The sequence below is a fragment of the Methanobrevibacter sp. genome, assembly GCF_017427765.1.
Classification (GTDB): Archaea; Methanobacteriota; Methanobacteria; order Methanobacteriales; family Methanobacteriaceae; genus Methanocatella.
The window spans coordinates 1-18,460 of the sequence record NZ_JAFRSC010000007.1; the positions used below are offsets into that span (position 1 = coordinate 1).

The following is an 18,460-nucleotide window of genomic DNA, read 5'->3' on the forward strand; positions in this document are numbered from 1 at the left end:
AAATACATAATAATATCTTCCTTTAAAGTAATTTGGGGTGAATAAATGAGTTATGATATTAACTATTTAATGCAAACTTTAAAGAACATAAAGGATAATCCATATGGGATAAGATATACAAGTCATTTTTTGAAAAGGTCATTTTATCGTAATGTTGATATGGACTTGTTAAATAGGAAATTGTTGTCTGAAGTCCGTGTTGGTATTCAAAAGACTTTAGGCTATGATAATAGATTCGAATTAATTTTTGAATACACAAAATAGGGGATTTATATATCGTTGTGGATATATTTAATTCTAATGAAATAATCATCATTACTTCGATACCTAAAGAGAATGATCGGAGGAAACATTAATGAAATCTAAATTGGATTATATATATGATTGTGAACATGATTTGATTGATATTACTATTGATGAATCTTTTAAATATGGTAAATCAATAGAGATAACAAATGGAATTATATTGGATTTAGACGAAAATGGTTTTCCTGCAGCAATAGAAATAATTAGTGCTTCAAAAATATTGGGCATTGATAAGCATAATCTTATATCTCCAGATATTGATATGGGTATTATTATTAGTGATGAATTAATTTGTATTCAAATTAAATTTACTTATTTTGTTTTTGAACAAGAGCAAGATGTTTGCTTTAAACAGAATTTAGCTAATAATTATGGAATTCCTGCAATGGAGACTATTTTTTCTACAGCATAATATTTTTTTTTAAAATTTTTCAAATGGGGTTATGTTTGTAAAAATGTTTAGTTTAGACTTTTTAGTTGCTTTTGTATTTGGTTTATTTGTAATATAATAATTGTTGCGAATGTAAACAATTATATATTATCAAATATAATTTTAAACTAGGTGATAAAATGACTAATGTATTAATTGCATATTTTTCAGCCAGTGGTGTTACTAAAAATGTGGCAGAAAAAATAGCAAACGAAAACAATTATGATATTTTTGAAATAAAACCTGTTGAAACCTATACTCCTGCCGATTTGGACTGGACAGACAAAAACTCAAGATCAACTATTGAAATGAACGATAAGGAATTTAGACCGCCAATAAAAGAAATTTGTGATGTTTCACCTTACGATACAGTTGTAATCGGTTTTCCTGTATGGTGGTATACTGCACCTACAATCATCAACACATTCATTGAAAGTGTAGATTTAAAAGGAAAAACAATTAAGGCATTCTGCACATCAGGAGGTTCAGGAATCGACAAATGCGTAAGTGATCTTCAAGATACATATCCTGAACTTGACTTTGCTAAGGGCATGAGATTCATGGGTGATGTATCCAAAGCAAGTGAATGGATTGAAAAATAGAAAAATTAGGAAAGAAAAAATCTTTCCTATCCTTTATAAGGGTTTGAACTGTCGTATTTTTGACCGTTGACGGTTAAAGTGAAACTGCCATAGTCAATGTTACCTGATAATTCCAAACCTGAAACGGAACTGTCATTTGTCAATGTCCAGGTTGAACCGCCGGCCACATTAACTGTAGTGTTTCCGGTTGAATTGATTGCTCCTTTAAACTGGGTGTTTGTCATTGTCCAGTTAAGTGAGCTTATTGAATCGACAATAACATTTCCTTCAATGTTTTCATTTTCTGTGTTTACCTCAGCCACACCACCGTTTGAACCGGTAGTTCCCCACTGATTTTGTCCTGCAATTTCCAGAAATGTTCCGCTTCCAAAGCTTAACTCAGTATTTGTCAAGTTGATTACGCATGCTGTGTTTGTAACATGAAACATCGGAGCTTCTTTATATACTGAAGAATCGGAAGCTATTGAGAGTTTTGAGTTCTGGGCTGTAAAGAGTGATGTTCCGACATCAGCATCACCGCTCATGGACTGATAGATGAATATTCCTCCCAAATCAACGTAGTCATCACCATCTTTTCTGTTACCTTCAGCGTAACCTGTCAGGTCACAGTTTGAAAGTTCAATTGAGTTTTTACCTTCAATACAAGCTATTTGTGAAACATATGCAGTCCCTTTGGTATTTTCAGCAGTAATGTTTCCGGTTGAATAGATTAAAGGTGAACCCCTTCCTGAATCCTTGCTTACTCCGGTGTTTATCTTTGAGTTTGAAACGTGTATTTGACCTTCTCCACGGTCGGTTGCAAGAGCTGCACAGCTTTGACCGTCAGTGTTAATGACCACACTATCTGCTGTTATTTTACCGTTGTATGTTGCATCAAGGCCTCTTGATTTATCGGAGTGGGTTGTTATTTTAACATTTTTAATGTTTGCTTCTGTATTTCCGCTCACTGTAAACTGACCAGGCTGGCCGCCTCCGCCTTGTCCTTCACCGCTTCCTTCACCTGATGGCATTTCAGGAGGTTGGCCTCCATCTCCGCCTTGTGCTTCATCGCCAGTTGCCTCTGGAGGCTGTCCGCCTTCACCTGCTTGAGCTTCCTCACCGCCTTGTGATGAATTGCCTGTGGATGAAGTCTCAGCATTGGTTACAAATATTCCGTTTGATCCTTTGGAGTTTGTGTTGATTTCAACATTGGAGATGTCCAGTGTTCCGTTTGTATTTACTAATAACGCAGAGTTAACACCGTAAAAGTCAGCATCATCTCCTGAAGTCTGTGTATCTCCGGTTTTATTTAAAATGGAATTGGCTAATTTTAAAGCCCCACCATTTTTAACTAGAATGGTGTTTGTATCGCCGGAGTCTGTGTGATAATATCCGTTATTTTCATCCAAGCTTTTAGAGTCAACAACAAGATTTCCCCTATCTTCCAGCGCATTTGCATCAATACTGCTCTGGGTGTTGGTTGATGTTGTAAGTACAAAAGCAACACCGCATAATATAATTAGTATCACTGCAAGTGCAATAATGATTTTTTTGTTCATAAAAATAGTAACTTGCAAGTGATATTTAATGATTTTTATATGAATTAAACACCACTTACTGTCTTAACATAGGGTATTTTTGACAAAATATATGGAAGTAGCCATGAGAGGAAAATCGTAAGCGCAAACATCACAGGAAACAGTAATGTTGATTTCGGATTGAATGGAGTCAGGATTTTAAGCACAATCACGTGGGAAAAATACATTCCGTAACTGCAAAGACTGATTGAAACAATCGCTTTTCCGATAAAATTATCTTTAATGTGTTTGAATGAGGTGATGTTGTCAAGATATTTGATGAATATAAACATTCCGGCTCCCATAAATACGATAGGTACATTGAGATAAATATCTGAAATATAGCTCATTTTAGTGTAGTCGAAATAAACGAAGCTCGCCAGAGCGATTATAAGGACGGCAAAACCAATAGCGCACATCTTTTTGTCGGTTAGGCTGAATTTTTTGCTGTTTAAATAATAACCTAAAACAGGATATCCTATATAGTATGCGAAATAATCCAGGCTGAAGTTTGGAAACAGCGGATATGAATTGAATGTTTTAAGGATGATTGTTATAAACCAGATTGCTAAAAAATATTTGCATCCTTCCTCACCATACTTTTCAATGAATGCGTTTATTACCGGAATAAAAAGATAAATTCCAATTAAAGTCCAGAAATACCATGTGATTGAAGGGTTTCCGATAAATGTGTTCCACAGGTATTGTGGATTATAGTTAAGAAAATACAGTTGTGCAAGTATCAGGATAATCCAGAAAATAAACGGATAAATGATTCTTGCAAATCTTCTTTTTAAAAAATCGCCTAACTTATGGTCTCTATTTAAAAGCAGTGCTCCGCTTATCATAAGAAATATTGGAACACCTATTCTTCCGATATCATGAAATGTCATTTGAGCAATGATTTCGAAAGGGGTGTTTAGCGGACCGAAAAAGAAGTCTACATGACAAATCAGTACTGCGATAATAGCGAATGCCCTTAGAAAATCGTAATAGAAAATTCTTTCTTTTTTGGTTGCCATATTATTGTTTAAGTTTTTACAGTAAATATATTTTTCATTATCTTTTTTAAGAAAATTTGAGAATTTCCTAATATTTAATATTGTTTTGTAGAATTTTTAGTTATAATTAGTGTAATGATGTAAAACGAGGTTTGTATTGAAATAAAATATTTAAGTATTTGAAAAATTATAACTATTATTAAAAAGTTATTATAATAAATTTATAGGTGTTAATTCATGTTAAATGACAAAGTTATTTTAATCACTGGAGGAACTGGTTCTTTTGGTAAAAAATTCACAAAAAGAGTTTTAGAACAGTTTAATCCTAAAAAGATAATTATCTACTCAAGAGATGAATATAAACAATATTTAATGCAAAGACAATTTGTAGAACATAAAGATATTATGCGTTACTTTATTGGTGATGTTAGGGATAAAGAAAGGTTTGCACGAGCATGTGATGGAGTAGATATTATAGTTCATGCAGCAGCACTTAAACAAGTTCCAGCTTGTGAATACAATCCGTTAGAGGCTATTAAAACTAATATTGATGGTGCAAGAAATATTGTTGATGTTGCTATTGATAAAGAAGTTGAAAAGGTTGTGGCTTTATCAACTGATAAAGGTGTTAATCCAGTAAATCTTTATGGTGCCACTAAAATGGTTTCAGATAAATTATTTATTGCTGCAAATGCGTATGTTGGTGCTAAAAATACTCATTTTTCTGTAGTGCGTTATGGTAATGTAAGTGGAAGTAGAGGTTCAGTCATTCCATTTTTTAAAACATTAATCGATGAAGGTGCAACTAAATTGCCAATTACTGATATGAGGATGACTCGTTTTTGGATTACTCTTGATGAAGCTGTAGATTTGGTTATTAAAGCAATTGGTGAAGCAACTGGTGGGGAACTATATATTCACAAATGCCCATCTTTTAAAGTTACTGATTTGGCTAAAGCAATGCTTCCAGATTGTGAACTTGAAGATGTTGGAATTAGACCTGGTGAAAAGCTTCATGAAGTAATGATTACTGCTGAAGATTCACGCTCTGCATATGAATATGATGATTATTATATTATTTATCCTGAATTAGAATGGTGGGAAAATGTCTATGTTAAAGAAGGTGGAATAAAAGTTGAAGATAGATTCCGCTATGCATCTGATAATAATTCAGAATGGTTAAGTGTTGAAGAGATTCGTGAAGCTTTAAAAGATATTGATATTGTTTTCTAGGTGATTTTTATTAAAATTATTGTTCTTGGTTCAACAGGCATGTTAGGTCAGGAATTAACAAGATATTTATCATCTTTGGGTAATGATATTGTAGGTGTTGCTAGAACTAATGCAGATTATAATATTGACATATCTGATGATGAAAAACTTATAGAATGTTTTGAAATGGAAAAACCAGATATTATTATCAATACTGTTGCAATTGTTAATTTAAATAATTGTGAAATTGATAAATGTAAAGCATATTTAGTTAATTCTCGCCCTGCAGGAATCATATCAAATTATTGTCATGAAAATGATATTTATTTTGTTCAAATTTCTACTGACCATTATTATACTGGAGATAATGATAAAAAACATTCTGAAAATGATACTATTCATCTATTAAATGAATACGCAAGAACAAAATATTTAGCAGAAATGCTCACATTAACAAATCCAAATGCATTGGTAATTAGAACAAATATTGTAGGATTTAGAGGTTGGGAAAATGACACATTTGTAGAATGGGCATTAAATTCCTTAAAAGTTGAGGAACCTATAAATGTTTTTGAAGATTATTATACTTCTAGTATTGATGTTTATAATTTTTCAAGAATATTGTGGGATTTAATTAATAATAAACCTAATGGAATTTATAATCTTGCGTCATCAGAGGTGTTCAGTAAGAAAAAATTTATATTTTATCTTGCATACTCTTTTAATTTATCTACATCCAATTGCACTCCAACAAGAATGAATAATGATGAATTAAGAAGAGCTACAAGTTTAGGTTTAAACACTGAAAAAATTGAAAATTATTTGGGTTATAAACTACCTACTTTAAAAGAGGTTACAGATTCATTGAAAAAACATTGCGAAGATGATTAATATGGTTGTATACAATACTGAGTTTAAAATAAATAATAGAATCATATCTATTGATTCTCCAACTTATTTTATTGCAGATATAGCTTCAAATCATGATAATGATATTGATAGGGCAATTGATTTAATTCATGAGGCAAAAAAAGCAGGTGCTGATGCAGTTAAATTTCAACATTTCACTGCAGATACTATTGTAAGTGATTATGGATTTAAAAATCTAGATTCTCTATCTCACCAGACATCATGGGAAAAATCTGTTTATGATACATATAAAGATGCAGAATGTGATGTAAATTGGACAGAAGAACTTGTTAAAGCTGCAAGAAAGGAGAATATTGAATTCATGACAACCCCGTACAATTATGATATTTTAAATTCAATTGATGAATATGTTAATGCTTATAAAATTGGTTCCGGGGATATTACTTGGATAGAATTTGTAGAATATTTATCAAAATTAAATAAACCAATTTTACTGGCTACTGGGGCATCAAACCTTGATGATACTAAACGTGCTGTTGATGCTGTTTTAAGATATAATCATAATATTTGTTTGATGCAGTGCAATACCAATTACACAGGTTCTGTTGAAAATTTTAAGTATATTAACTTAAATGTTTTAAAAACATTTTCGGAAGCATATCCTAATATGATTTTAGGTTTATCTGATCATAGTCCATATCACGCTGCAGTTTTAGGAGCAATTGCATTGGGTGCACGTGTTATTGAAAAACATTTTACTGATGATAATTCTAGAGTTGGTCCGGACCATGCATTTTCAATGAACCCTGAGTCATGGAAAGAAATGGTGGATCGATCTAGAGAGTTGGAAAATGCTTTAGGCGATGGGGTTAAAAAAATAGAAGACAATGAAAAGGAAACAGTTATTGTTCAAAGAAGATGTATTCGATTAAAAAACGATTTAGAAAAAAATGAAACAATAACAAGAGAAAACATAGAATTTTTAAGACCCGCTCCTGAAAATTCATTTGAACCTTACTGTGTTGATGAAATAATAAATAAAAAAGTCAATAAATTTAAAAATAAAGGGGATGCACTATATATTGATGATTTAATGGAGTAAAAATATGATTGAAGGTAAATTTGTTGGTTTACGGGCTATAGAGCACGAGGATTTGCATAAATTTTTAGAATGGAGAAATAAACCTGAGTTAAGGAAAAATTTTAGAGAATATAAGGAATTAAGTTTCTCAAATCAAGAAAATTGGTTTAACAATATTGTTTTAAAATCTCCAAATAATGTGATGTTTGCAATTGTCAATTTAGAGGATAATGAATTAATTGGGGCTTGTGGTTTAAATTATATTGATTGGGTTAATCGAAATGCTGATTTATCTATTTATATTGGATTAAATGGAGTATATATTGATGATGTATTTGCTCCAGATGCTACTAAATTATTGCTTGATTATGGATTTGATGAATTAAATTTACATAGAATTTATGTTGAAATTTATGATATTGATTTGAAAAAACAAAAACTATTGGAAGATTTAGATTTTAATTTTGATGGATTACTAAGAGAAACTCATTGGACTGAAGGAAAATGGTGTAATTCTTTATTTTATAGTATTCTGAAATCTGAGTATTAATATAGATGTGAAAAATAGATTAAAATTTTATTCACTAACACATTTAATGATTTTAAAAATTATTTAAATTGTAATATTGCAGGCATGATAATATGGTAAAAACAAGAGGTAAATTGTCTAATTTTGGTTTAGGTACCGTTCAGTTCGGATTAGATTATGGGTTCACTAAACGAAAAACTCAAGAAGAGGTTAATGATATTTTAAATGTTGCAGTTGAAAATGATATAACTTTAATAGACACTGCAAGAGAATATGGTGATAGTGAAGAAAAAATTGGTGTATTTATAAAAGAATTTGATAATAATTTTATTGTGTCTACAAAATTAAGTCTAATCGATGATTTATCTAACTTAACTTATTCATTTTTAAATAATCATATTCAAAATTCAATTGATCAATCTTTATCTAATTTGAATTTAGATAAAATTCCTATTTTGCTATTGCATCAAGTTGATGAAAAATTATATAAAAATAATGATTTTTGGGCATGTATAAATGATTTAAAACAGGATAATCTGATTTGTGATTTTGGGGTTTCTGTTTATGACATTGATTTTACAAAAAGCATAATTGATATGCATGGGGACATTATAGACTATTTACAGATTCCGTATAATATTTTTGACAAACGTTTTGATTGTCTCGCTGATGAATTTGAGAAGAACGATATTGATATTATAAGTAGATCTACATTTTTAAAAGGAATTATTCCTTCACCTATGGAAAACATTCCAAATGAATTAAAAGAAATAATACCTTATAAATTGAAATTAAATGAGATGTGCAATAAATTAAATATCGGAGTGGCAGAACTCGCCACATTATTTGTATATTATAATCAGAATATTTCTTCAACAATATTTGGTGTTAATTCTCCTCAGGAACTTGAAACGAATATTAAAACAATTAATGAATTTGATGAAGATATTTTAGATAATGTCGATTTTGATGATTTAACAATTGAAGATTCAAGATTAATAGACCCTAGACAATGGAATGAATTTTAAGAATTGATTAATGAGATTATTATTTTCAGTTCCATTGACTAAACTCTAAAGAATCTATTTTTTTTACATTGAATTTTGATATTCTTCAATTGTCTTTTTCAGAATTTCGGCTTGATCTTTTGCTTCTTCAATGTCCCAATAGTTTGTTTTTAATTGAATCATGCGTTTCTGCAAATATTCTGCATTTGGACAACAGTTTTCGTCATATTTTTGCCATACTCCTGGTTGTTTTTGAAGTATATTTTGGTATGCTGGTTCGTTGTAAGATAGTTTCCATGCAGCATAGTAGTTATCTCCACCATTCTTTTGGAATAAGTCACGGAATTTATACCAATCTTTTTCAGGTTCATCACTATCAAGCACAAGACAATATGCCCAATAGGAATTTTTATATCCTGAAGGTTCAAGTTGTTTTCTTAATATGTTTTGATTTTCAATAGATTCATCAAATATTTTTGCAACATTAATTCTCATTTGAACTAGTTCTTCTGCTCTTTCAAGTTGTCCTAATGCACAAGCGGCCTGTAATTCGGACATCCTGTAATTATAACCGAAAGAGATGTGTCTACTATATAATGGGTCTTGAATATCATTTTTTGTTATTTTGCCTTGATCTGCACTAACTCCCGCATAACCCAAGCAATTAAATTGTCTTGCTTTATCAGCAAGTTCTTCATTGTTAGTAGTTAGCATGCCTCCTTCTCCGGTTGTAATATGTTTACTGGCTTGAAAACTATAGCTAGAAAAATCTCCAAATTCCCCAACTAATTTTCCTTTATATTCTCCTAGTAAACATTCAGCATTATCTTCAATTAATGCTAAGTTATGTTTTTTACAAATGTCAAGGATTTTATCATAGTCTGGTGCAAGACCGTAGAGTGATACTGTAATAATTGCTTTGGTTTTTTCTGTAATGCATTTTTCTATACTTTCTGCAGAAATTTGAAAAGTGTTTATATCACAATCCGCAAATACAGGGATAGCTCCACATAGGACTACTGGAATGGAAGTAGAGGACATTGTCAATGGAGGTACAATTACTTCGTCTCCTTGCCCAATACCGCAGGATAGTAACGCTACATGAAGAGTTGCAGTTCCGTTACAGTGACCTATTGCATATTTTGAGTTGAGTTTCTCTGCAAATGCTGCTTCAAGTTTATCATTAAATATGGAGTTTTTAGATGTAGCAAACTCATTTTCTAAGGCTTCCATAACATATTTTTTTTCTAAATCTGATATTCTTTCCATAATATTTATCTCCTTTTATTATTTTTGATACATGGCACTTCGTTTTACATCTGAGTTAATACTTGCAATTTCAGGGTTTTCTTCTAGAATTTCAAGTATTTCTTCCATTAAAAGAATTTCTTCTTGCTCATTTCTTCTCTTTTCATAAATCGCATTTACCATTTCATAATCTTCTTTGTTATCGATTGTCCAGCGATAATTTGAAAGTTGACGACTTGAAGTCAAATTCCCTATTTTGAATTTTTCAGGATGATTATATATGTAAGGAGTTACATGTTCTCTATCATATGGATTGTTTGTTGTTTTTTCCATTGTTTCAAGCACATTAAATGTAAAAACTTCACAATCCAGCCCCTCTGGAAAAGATGGTGGAAAAACGTTGCATGATAAATCTAAATTTTCATCTATGAGTTTTTTTATAATTTTATCAACAATAGTTGGTTCTTTAAATGGATCATCTGCGGTCACACGAACAATTACATCGCAAGGAAATGCAACCGCTGCATTGTAAAATCTATTGAGCACGTCATCTTCACTGCCTCTATAGCATTTTATTTCATTTTCATTACACCATTCTTCAGTTGCATCATCTTTAGAATCTGTTGTTGTTGCAACAATAATGTCATCAATCAACTCTGCATATTTTAATCTATTTACAACATGCCAAAGAAGCGGTTTGCCATTAATTGCCATGAAAATTTTACCTGGAAGTCTAGTGGAACCACATCTAGCCTGGATAATTGCATTAACTTTCATAAATTACCTCTATTTATAATATCTAATGATTATATTTTTTTTATGAACATATTTTATATTGTTATTGTTTATTTAAATAAGTATTTATCATTATTATCCAATTGATGTTAAATATAATTTAATCCATTTTTTATTTATTTTTCTAAATAATGATGAGTATCTGATTTTAAAAATTATTTTGAGTAGTTTATGATTATTTTAAATATCCTTCTGCTTTTTTTCTGATTAAATTGTAATTATTGTTTTTGCTTCAATTGGATTACATCAGTGTAAAGTATTAATTAATAGGATTAATATATTAAATAATATATTATTTTAATTATTACTAATGAATAAATCTTTGAGTGGAAATGATGTCTAAAAAAGAAATCAATATTTGTTTAGTTAACACAGTATATTCTTTGTTTTTATATTTTTTAATTGAGGGATATAATGAAAATGATATTTTCATATTTACATCATATATGCCTAATGAAATATCAGATAATATTGAATGTATACGACTTCCTCATGTTGCATTTGTTGATGGATTTAGAATGGATTCGTTGAATTCGGTTAAGGGGATTATAAATAATGTATTAGGGTACTGCAGATATTTTTATGGATATTTTAAATTAAGGATTCTGCTCTTTATAAAAACATTCAATAAAAAAGTGAAAGTTTATGGGCATGCTCACACTCCTTTTTCGTATATGTTTTATGAAAATGAAAATTCTAATGTTATAGAAGATGGATTAATGAATTACTCCTGGGAAGTATATAAAACACATAAAATTAATCCAGTGGTGGACATGATTTTACACTTGTGTGGAGTATATTTTTTAAGTGCTCATGAAGGTTTGGGGTCTCATGTTAATATCAAAAATGTCTATTTAACTCAAGAAAATAATGATCCGTTAATAAAAGATAAAGTGAAAATTATTGATATTAAAAAAAGATGGGAATCAATTCCTGTCAATGAAAGGAATAAGATAATGTCTATCTTCAATATTAATATTGACTCTTTGTCGTTTAATGAGAAAACAGTTTTAATATTGACTGGAGCATTTTATAATGATAATTTATTAAGCTATGATGAGGAAGTAAATATTTATGGAGACATGATAAGAAAATTTGAGAATTATACTATTCTTATTAAACCTCACCCTCGTGACACAATAAATTATAAAGAAATATTTAATGGAGTTGAAGTTCTTGATAGAACATTCCCAATTGAAATATTGACGACCATAGGTTTTAAGCCAAACGTTGTTTGTGCTATTGTATCAACTGCATTATTAAATTTTAAAGAGTCTGAAATTTACATTTATGAAGGAGAAATAAAAAATAAAGAAGTAAGTGCCTTAAGGGATACATTAGTCGATATGGTTAATAAGAAATGATTTTTGGCATTATTTCTCCATCTTCAGAATTTTTTCATAAATTGTTATTAGTTTAATTATCAATTGAACATCTGAGGGGTTGAGAATATTTTTTTTATTTTAGAGCTTTTGCTTTTTCATTTTCGTTGTTCATATATCTTAAAGCGTTTTTATTCACTAATTTTCGAACCATAACTGCAGGAATAAGTTTTAATATTAATTTTATTAACTTATTGTCCATTCCTTTATAAAACATTTTAGCTTTTAAAGGCAGTTCATCTAAATATTCAATTACTTCCTCACAGTTTGCCTCAAAAGCATATTCTCTAAATATTGCTGCATAAGGATGGTCCTTATTAAACCAAGGCCGATCATAGTTTGGCCCGCAGAAGTGTAAAAAGACAGGATGGTTTCTGGAATTGTCTACAATTGCTTTTGTATAGTATTCGGTTTCCATACATGTGAATTTACGGGCTAAATCATAATCAAGGGTTTGGAAATATATTTGTAAGTTGTATTTTGGTTCAACTATTAGAATTTGGTTTTTAAATATATTATTTAAAACTCCTTGGTCATGTTGGTAGAATCTGTTTTGATTTTCATCCATGAATTTAATAAATTTCTCTTCAACCTTATCCTCTCGCCATTTTTTAAGATTAACTAATAGAAAACCTGCATTAATATAAGTTTCATCATCTTTGAATCCTAAAAATCTTTTGACTGACGTGTTTATTCCATCTAGCACTCCGGCACAGTAATAGTTAGAAATGTCTTCTTTCCATAATTCATTATAAGAATCAACCACTAAACTATCACAGTCAAGATAAATTACTTTATCAACGTGTTTTGGAAGTAATGAAGACATAAATAAACGAGCATATGTGGTTAGAGAAGACTTATTTAAATTACGTGTAAGTCCTAAAACACTAAAGTCCATTTCATCTATTTTTTTTGTTTCAATAAATGTAATTGAACAGGAAGGATTCTCAGTTAAACTAATAATTTTTTGTTTATTTTTATTATTAATTCCATCATCAAGAATATAAACATTAATATTCTCAAAATCATTCTCATTATGTTTCAATAAGGATAGTAGAGATATTGATAAAAAAGAAGCATAATTATTATCTGCTGCAAATACTACATTTAACATGATTTATTCTCACAAAATGATTAAATATAAAATAATTTATTTAGTTTATCATATTAATATATTACTTACACTTATGAACATCATCAGGGTTTACTCTGTAATGTTTAAGTGGAAAGGCAAATCCTCATTTTATCATAATTTTAGAATTATTTTTAATTTAAGATAGTTAATGAAATGCCGAGTATTATCTGCTATGTTGCGCAATTATATTAATAATGTATTTAAAATATTAATTTCATAATATTCAATATGTTTTAATCAAGTAATTTTTTTTTTAAAGATAGATGAATTACTGATTTATAATGTAAGAATATTGGAGTGTTTTTCATGATTAAAATTTTTGATTTTGAAACTTGTAAAAAAATGGGATCATCATTGCCTGCACATTTGTATTTTGATTGGATAGATGATGCATTAAAAAATAAATCTCAATTTGCAATGCCTCCTAAGACTAATTTGCCACAGGATAATCAAGGTTATTTCCATTGCATGCCTTGTCTTTATGAAGATGGGCAAGTGGCATGTGTTAAGATGATTGCACGTCATTTATTAAAACCGGGCGAAACACGTTCAGTTATGATGGGAGATTTGTTATTATATGAATCTGATACTGGTATTTTAAAGGCATTAATGGATGCAGAATACATAACTACATTGAGGACAGGTGCAGCAGCCGCCCATTCAGTAATAATGTACTCAAAAAAGGATTTCAGTACTGTGGGTTTGTTTGGTTTAGGCAATATAATGTTTGCATGCATTGATATTTTGATGTCTCAAATACAGGATAGGGAAATCACTTTCAAACTTTATAAATATCATAATCATGAAAAAAGATTCATTGAACATTTCTCAAAATATGAAAATATTTCATTTGAGTTATGCGATAGCTATGAAGAAACTGTGAGGGATAGTGACGTGATTATTTCGGCTGTAACTAGTATAAATGAAAATTTTGCTAGTGATGATTGCTATAAGGAAGGTTGTACTGTCATCCCAATTATGAGTTTAGGATTTCAAAATTGTGATTTGTTTTTTGATAAAGTTTTTGCGGATGATATTGATCAAATTCGAGGATTTAAATATTTTGATAAATTCAAATCAATTACAAGCAACACTGATGTTTTATTAGGTAAGTCAGAAGGTCGGAGCAATGATAAAGAGAGAATATTGGTGTATAATTATGGTTTGGCTATTCATGATTTATACTTTGCTTCCCGTTTTTATAAAAATTCATTAGGTTTGGAAAAAGAAATTGAGTATGAATTCTGCAAAGAAAAATTTTTTATGTGAGATATTATTAGTTTAATATCTCTTTTAAAGCAGATACTAGTATCTCATTATCTTTTTCGTCACGAACGGCAATTCTAATATATGATTTTCCTTCACATCCTTTTTTATTGGATAAATCTTTAATCAATAAATTGTAATCATTTAGTAAAATATTTGTGAGTTCATAACTATTCATATCTCCAGTTACTTCACACATTATGTAATTTGCTTGGGATGGGATTACATTTAATTTATCAATGGTTTTCAATTCATCAACATACTTTTTACGGGCTTGTTTGAATTTGTTTAGTCCCATTTCATAGTCAAATTCATATTTTTCAAAAATTTGTAGATAAAACTCTCCAAAGGAGTTGATATTCCATATAGATAAATCATTTTTAATAAATTCAATTAATTTTTCATCACCTGATGCTAAAATACCTAGTCTTAAACCTGGAACTCCAAATGATTTTGAAATACTTTTCACTACTATAAAATTTTTATTTTCGTCTATAATCTCTTGATTTAAAAATGTAGCATTCGATTCACAATCGACAAAATCAATAAATGATTCATCAACAACAAAAAGAATACCATTATCTTTAGTCCATTTAATCAGTTTTTCAACATCTTCTTTAAATAGATAATTTCCTGAAGGATTATCTGGATTTATTAAAACCAGCATATCTATTTCTTTTTGACTAAAAAATTGAATTATGTCATCTGCATTATATCTATAATTATTTGATGATGTATCAAATGTGATGATGTTTTTAGGGTTCATTCTGTTAGAATATTCTTCAAAAGTAGGTATCATAACTCCCAATTTTGAATTTTCATCTAAAACATGTTCAATTAAAGATTTAATTATCTCAGAAGCTCCATTTCCAACACAGATATTTTTTTGCATTATGTTAAAGTATTTTGAAACAAGTAATGTGTTTACATCCATTCCAGATGGATAATTAACGAGTAATTCTTCAAAATTTGATTTTAATTCTGATATTAATGAATTTGGGGGATAATATGGATTAACGAGATAACAAAAATCAATTAAATTAGGATATCTCCAGTAACCTCCATATCTTGCTGTAAATTTTTCTAATTTTTTTTCTTTTGGTGCGAAGATGGATTCGGCAATATTTAAGTCTTGTATATCATCGATTTCATACCAATTCTTTTTATTAATTTTTTTTACTTTTATATTAGCATCTTTTAAATTACTTATAACCTTCAATACTTGTTCATAATATTCGTTAAATCCTAAAGATTTGATATAAGCTTCTAAAAATGGGATGTAATAATGTTTTGAGAAATCACTGGAAAATTTATAGATATTAACAGTTTTATAATAATTTTTTATATCTTCAAATGAAAATTGATCTTTGGAATAAAAATTGCGAATATTGTCTTCATCATCGATTGTTACTACAGTACCATCCATCCAACTTTCAAATTTATCGACCAATGCTAAATTAGGTCGTTTATCATTAATTAAGTCTTCAAGAATCCCATCTTCAAAGATTAAATCAGACTCTAAAATTAAACAGTCTGAACCCTCAAGATAATGTTTAGCTAAAAATAATGAGTATATGTTGTTTGTTTTATCGTAAATATTGTTGTGAATATATTCTATTGGAGTATTGATTTTTAATGTTTCAATGAAATTAATTAATTTTTCAGATTGATATCCTACAACTAAAATAATTTTATTCAAATTCAATTCATCTAGTTGACTTAGCATTCTTTCGATTAATGTAATGTCATTAACAGTAATCATACATTTTGTTTTATCTTTTGTCAGATTTTTTAATCGTTTTCCCATTCCTGCTGCTAAAATTATCGCATCCATATTATCACTATTATAATCTATAAAATACATTTCTTTTGATTATGATTTATATTTATTATTAAGTATATATTATTTTTATAGTTTAAATTTGAAAAATAAAATGTTTAAAATTTTATAGATTATATTTTTAAAATAATGGTTTTTGCATTAATAGTAAATTAATTAAAAATTTATAAATATTTCTTAATTTTAAATTATATATTAGATAATTTGAAAATAAAATTTAATCACATCATCTATTTGGGGTTATAAAAATAATTTAAAAAAATAAATAAGTAAACATTGGGATTCCAGGTGCTTTTTAATGAAATTTACTGATTATGATTTGGAAACTTTAAATAAATTACAAAATATGGAATTAATGATTTTGAAAGATTTTATTAAAATATGTGCGGAAAATAATTTAAAATATTATATGTATGGAGGTTCGTTAATTGGGGTTATTCGCCATGAAGGTTTTATTCCCTGGGATGATGATATTGATGTAATAATGTTTAGAGAGGATTATGAAAAATTTAAAGAAATATTTTTATCTTCACATAGTGAAAAATATGAACTTTTATCTGATGAAACCTATGATGATTATTTCTTTTTATTTTCAAAAATAATCCTTAAAGGCACTAAATTTGAAGAATGGTGGGTTGATCAAGTTAGTTTTAGTGTAGGGATAAATATTGATATTTTTGTTCTAGATTTTCTCTCTGATAATGATTTAATATGTTCTTTTCAATTAAACTCAACACGTTTTTTGAGAAGATTATTAGCAATTTCATCCATAAAGTTAGTTGATTATCCTCAACCAACTCAATTTGTTTCTAATGTAACGCATTACATTTTTGATTTTTTAAAAGTAAAACCAAGTCTTATCATTAATATTTGTTTAAAACTAGTTAATAGGCAGAAAAATACAAATAGAGTAACTGATATTACTACACGACGTCCGCAGATTTATAATGTCGATGATTATGGAACTGGTATAAAAATGAATTTTGAGGGAATTGATGTTAATGTGCCTGAAAATTATCATGAAATATTAAAACAAATTTATGGAGATTACATGAAATTGCCTCCTGAAGATGAAAGATTTAATCATATTACTGAACAACTAAGTTTTGGTGATTATTAATGGGCGGTGGATAGTATGTATAAGGTTAGTGTAATAATACCTATTTACAATGCTGAAACAACTATCAGAAAAGCAATTGATTCAGTTTTAAATCAAAGCATTGGTTTTGATAATATAGAATTAATATTGGTTGATGATAAATCTACTGATGGAAGTAGGCAGATTATTGAAGATTATGCTAACAAATACAATAATATTAACGTTATTTGCTTGGATGAAAATTCGGGGCTTCCTGGAAAGCCTAGAAATATTGGAATTGATAATTCAACATCTGAGTATATAATCTTTTTAGATGCTGATGATGAATATCTGCCTCATGCATTAGAATTATATTATGATACAATTACTCAAGAAGGCTCCGATTTTGTTATGGGGTCTCATTTTTGGAATTTAGATGGTAATCTATTTAAAATGAACATTTTACATGATTGTGAGGATACTTCTGATTTAATTAACATTAATCCGTTCAAATCAGATAATAATTTTAGAATGCTTAGCCATGATCATATCGCTCCATGGGGTAAAATTTGGCGTAAAAAATTGTTGATTGATTATAATATTCGTTTTCCTGAAGATACTTTGGCTGAAGATACATATTTTTATTTTAAATTTCTGATAAACTCTACTAAAGTAACATTGTTGCCTAATAATGAAAATTATATTTATTATACTGTTGCAAATAAGAAAACTGCGATTCATGGGCATGATTTGGCAAAATTCAATAGATATTTGGAAGGTTTTAAAATGCTCATGGATTTATTAGATGGTATCAATTGTCCTAAAGACGTAATTATTAGTGATAATTTAAGTAATTTGCTTTTGATTTTTTCAAATATTGATAAAAAATATAAAAAAGATGCAATAATGGCAATTTATGATTTTGAGCAAAGTTTAAATGAGGAAATACGGGTTCAAAGAAAAGAAATTGATTTATTAAATAAATTAATATTAAAAAAGCGATTTGGTATTGCAGTATTATTATCAAATATTTATTCATTTTTATATAATAATGAAACTATCAAAACAATTTACAGAAAATTTAGATGATGATTAATGTAAACTTATTTTACTTTAAAAGAA

General features: G+C 28.8%; 18 protein-coding genes. 12 read left to right on the plus strand and 6 right to left on the minus strand.

Going from position 1 to position 18,460, the window contains the following annotated elements; all coding sequences use genetic code 11:
• Window positions 1-45: 45 nt before the first annotated feature.
• From IJL02_RS01390 to IJL02_RS01400, 3 genes are all read left to right on the plus strand, one after another.
• Window positions 46-264, plus strand: coding sequence for a hypothetical protein (locus tag IJL02_RS01390; RefSeq protein ID WP_292808251.1), 219 nt, complete (start codon window positions 46-48; stop codon window positions 262-264).
• A gap of 91 nt (window positions 265-355) precedes the next feature.
• Window positions 356-718 carry a DUF2283 domain-containing protein gene (locus IJL02_RS01395; protein ID WP_292808253.1) on the plus strand — a complete coding sequence of 121 codons (363 nt, stop codon included), beginning with the start codon at window positions 356-358 and terminating at the stop codon, window positions 716-718.
• Window positions 719-876: 158 nt separating this feature from the next.
• On the plus strand, window positions 877-1,338 hold the full coding sequence (locus tag IJL02_RS01400; RefSeq protein ID WP_292808254.1) for a flavodoxin: 462 nt from the start codon (window positions 877-879) through the stop codon (window positions 1,336-1,338).
• A 26-nt stretch (window positions 1,339-1,364) separates the two neighbouring features.
• Here the strand turns inward: IJL02_RS01400 and IJL02_RS01405 are convergent, their stop codons facing one another.
• Window positions 1,365-2,876, minus strand: coding sequence for a hypothetical protein (locus IJL02_RS01405; RefSeq protein ID WP_292808255.1), 1,512 nt, complete (start codon window positions 2,874-2,876; stop codon window positions 1,365-1,367).
• A 44-nt stretch (window positions 2,877-2,920) separates the two neighbouring features.
• The gene (locus IJL02_RS01410; RefSeq protein WP_292808257.1) at window positions 2,921-3,916 is read right to left on the minus strand and encodes an acyltransferase; all 996 of its coding nucleotides are present in this window, start codon (window positions 3,914-3,916) and stop codon (window positions 2,921-2,923) included.
• A 216-nt stretch (window positions 3,917-4,132) separates the two neighbouring features.
• On the opposite strand from IJL02_RS01410, the gene pseB reads away from it, so the two are divergent.
• The 5 genes from pseB (at window position 4,133) to IJL02_RS01435 (ending at window position 8,615) form a co-directional block, all read left to right on the plus strand.
• Window positions 4,133-5,128: a UDP-N-acetylglucosamine 4,6-dehydratase (inverting) gene (pseB, locus tag IJL02_RS01415; protein WP_292808259.1), complete on the plus strand. Its 996-nt coding sequence runs from the start codon at window positions 4,133-4,135 to the stop codon at window positions 5,126-5,128.
• Entirely contained in the window at window positions 5,129-5,998 is an 870-nt protein-coding gene (locus IJL02_RS01420; RefSeq protein WP_292808261.1) for an SDR family oxidoreductase, read from the plus strand.
• A 1-nt stretch (window position 5,999) separates the two neighbouring features.
• Window positions 6,000-7,079, plus strand: coding sequence for an N-acetylneuraminate synthase family protein (locus IJL02_RS01425; RefSeq protein WP_292808264.1), 1,080 nt, complete (start codon window positions 6,000-6,002; stop codon window positions 7,077-7,079).
• Between the two features lie 4 nt (window positions 7,080-7,083).
• Window positions 7,084-7,608 (plus strand): GNAT family N-acetyltransferase, encoded by a 525-nt coding sequence (locus IJL02_RS01430; protein WP_292808266.1) that lies wholly within the window; start codon window positions 7,084-7,086, stop codon window positions 7,606-7,608.
• A gap of 92 nt (window positions 7,609-7,700) precedes the next feature.
• Window positions 7,701-8,615, plus strand: coding sequence for an aldo/keto reductase (locus tag IJL02_RS01435; protein ID WP_292808268.1), 915 nt, complete (start codon window positions 7,701-7,703; stop codon window positions 8,613-8,615).
• Window positions 8,616-8,678: 63 nt separating this feature from the next.
• On the opposite strand, the gene IJL02_RS01440 is transcribed toward IJL02_RS01435, so the two are convergent.
• Window positions 8,679-9,863 carry a DegT/DnrJ/EryC1/StrS aminotransferase family protein gene (locus IJL02_RS01440; protein ID WP_292808270.1) on the minus strand — a complete coding sequence of 395 codons (1,185 nt, stop codon included), beginning with the start codon at window positions 9,861-9,863 and terminating at the stop codon, window positions 8,679-8,681.
• Window positions 9,864-9,881: 18 nt separating this feature from the next.
• Window positions 9,882-10,619: a glycosyltransferase family protein gene (locus tag IJL02_RS01445; protein ID WP_292808272.1), complete on the minus strand. Its 738-nt coding sequence runs from the start codon at window positions 10,617-10,619 to the stop codon at window positions 9,882-9,884.
• Between the two features lie 353 nt (window positions 10,620-10,972).
• Here IJL02_RS01445 and IJL02_RS01450 point away from each other — a divergent pair, with 353 nt between their 5' ends.
• Window positions 10,973-12,001 (plus strand): glycosyltransferase family 52, encoded by a 1,029-nt coding sequence (locus IJL02_RS01450; RefSeq protein ID WP_292808275.1) that lies wholly within the window; start codon window positions 10,973-10,975, stop codon window positions 11,999-12,001.
• Between the two features lie 94 nt (window positions 12,002-12,095).
• Here IJL02_RS01450 and IJL02_RS01455 read toward each other — a convergent pair whose 3' ends face one another.
• Window positions 12,096-13,133, minus strand: a complete 1,038-nt coding sequence (locus tag IJL02_RS01455) for a glycosyltransferase family 8 protein (protein WP_292808276.1) — start codon at window positions 13,131-13,133, stop codon at window positions 12,096-12,098.
• A 327-nt stretch (window positions 13,134-13,460) separates the two neighbouring features.
• Here IJL02_RS01455 and IJL02_RS01460 point away from each other — a divergent pair, with 327 nt between their 5' ends.
• Window positions 13,461-14,423 carry an ornithine cyclodeaminase gene (locus IJL02_RS01460; protein ID WP_292808277.1) on the plus strand — a complete coding sequence of 321 codons (963 nt, stop codon included), beginning with the start codon at window positions 13,461-13,463 and terminating at the stop codon, window positions 14,421-14,423.
• A gap of 7 nt (window positions 14,424-14,430) precedes the next feature.
• On the opposite strand, the gene IJL02_RS01465 is transcribed toward IJL02_RS01460, so the two are convergent.
• A complete protein-coding gene (locus IJL02_RS01465; protein WP_292808279.1) occupies window positions 14,431-16,254 on the minus strand; it encodes an aminotransferase class I/II-fold pyridoxal phosphate-dependent enzyme in 1,824 nt (607 codons plus the stop codon).
• A gap of 304 nt (window positions 16,255-16,558) precedes the next feature.
• Between IJL02_RS01465 and IJL02_RS01470 the strand changes: the two genes are divergently transcribed.
• Together IJL02_RS01470 and IJL02_RS01475 are read left to right on the plus strand one after the other, a co-directional pair.
• On the plus strand, window positions 16,559-17,380 hold the full coding sequence (locus IJL02_RS01470; RefSeq protein WP_292808281.1) for a phosphorylcholine transferase LicD: 822 nt from the start codon (window positions 16,559-16,561) through the stop codon (window positions 17,378-17,380).
• A gap of 15 nt (window positions 17,381-17,395) precedes the next feature.
• The gene (locus IJL02_RS01475) at window positions 17,396-18,427 is read left to right on the plus strand and encodes a glycosyltransferase family 2 protein (RefSeq protein WP_292808283.1); all 1,032 of its coding nucleotides are present in this window, start codon (window positions 17,396-17,398) and stop codon (window positions 18,425-18,427) included.
• Window positions 18,428-18,460 lie beyond the last annotated feature (33 nt).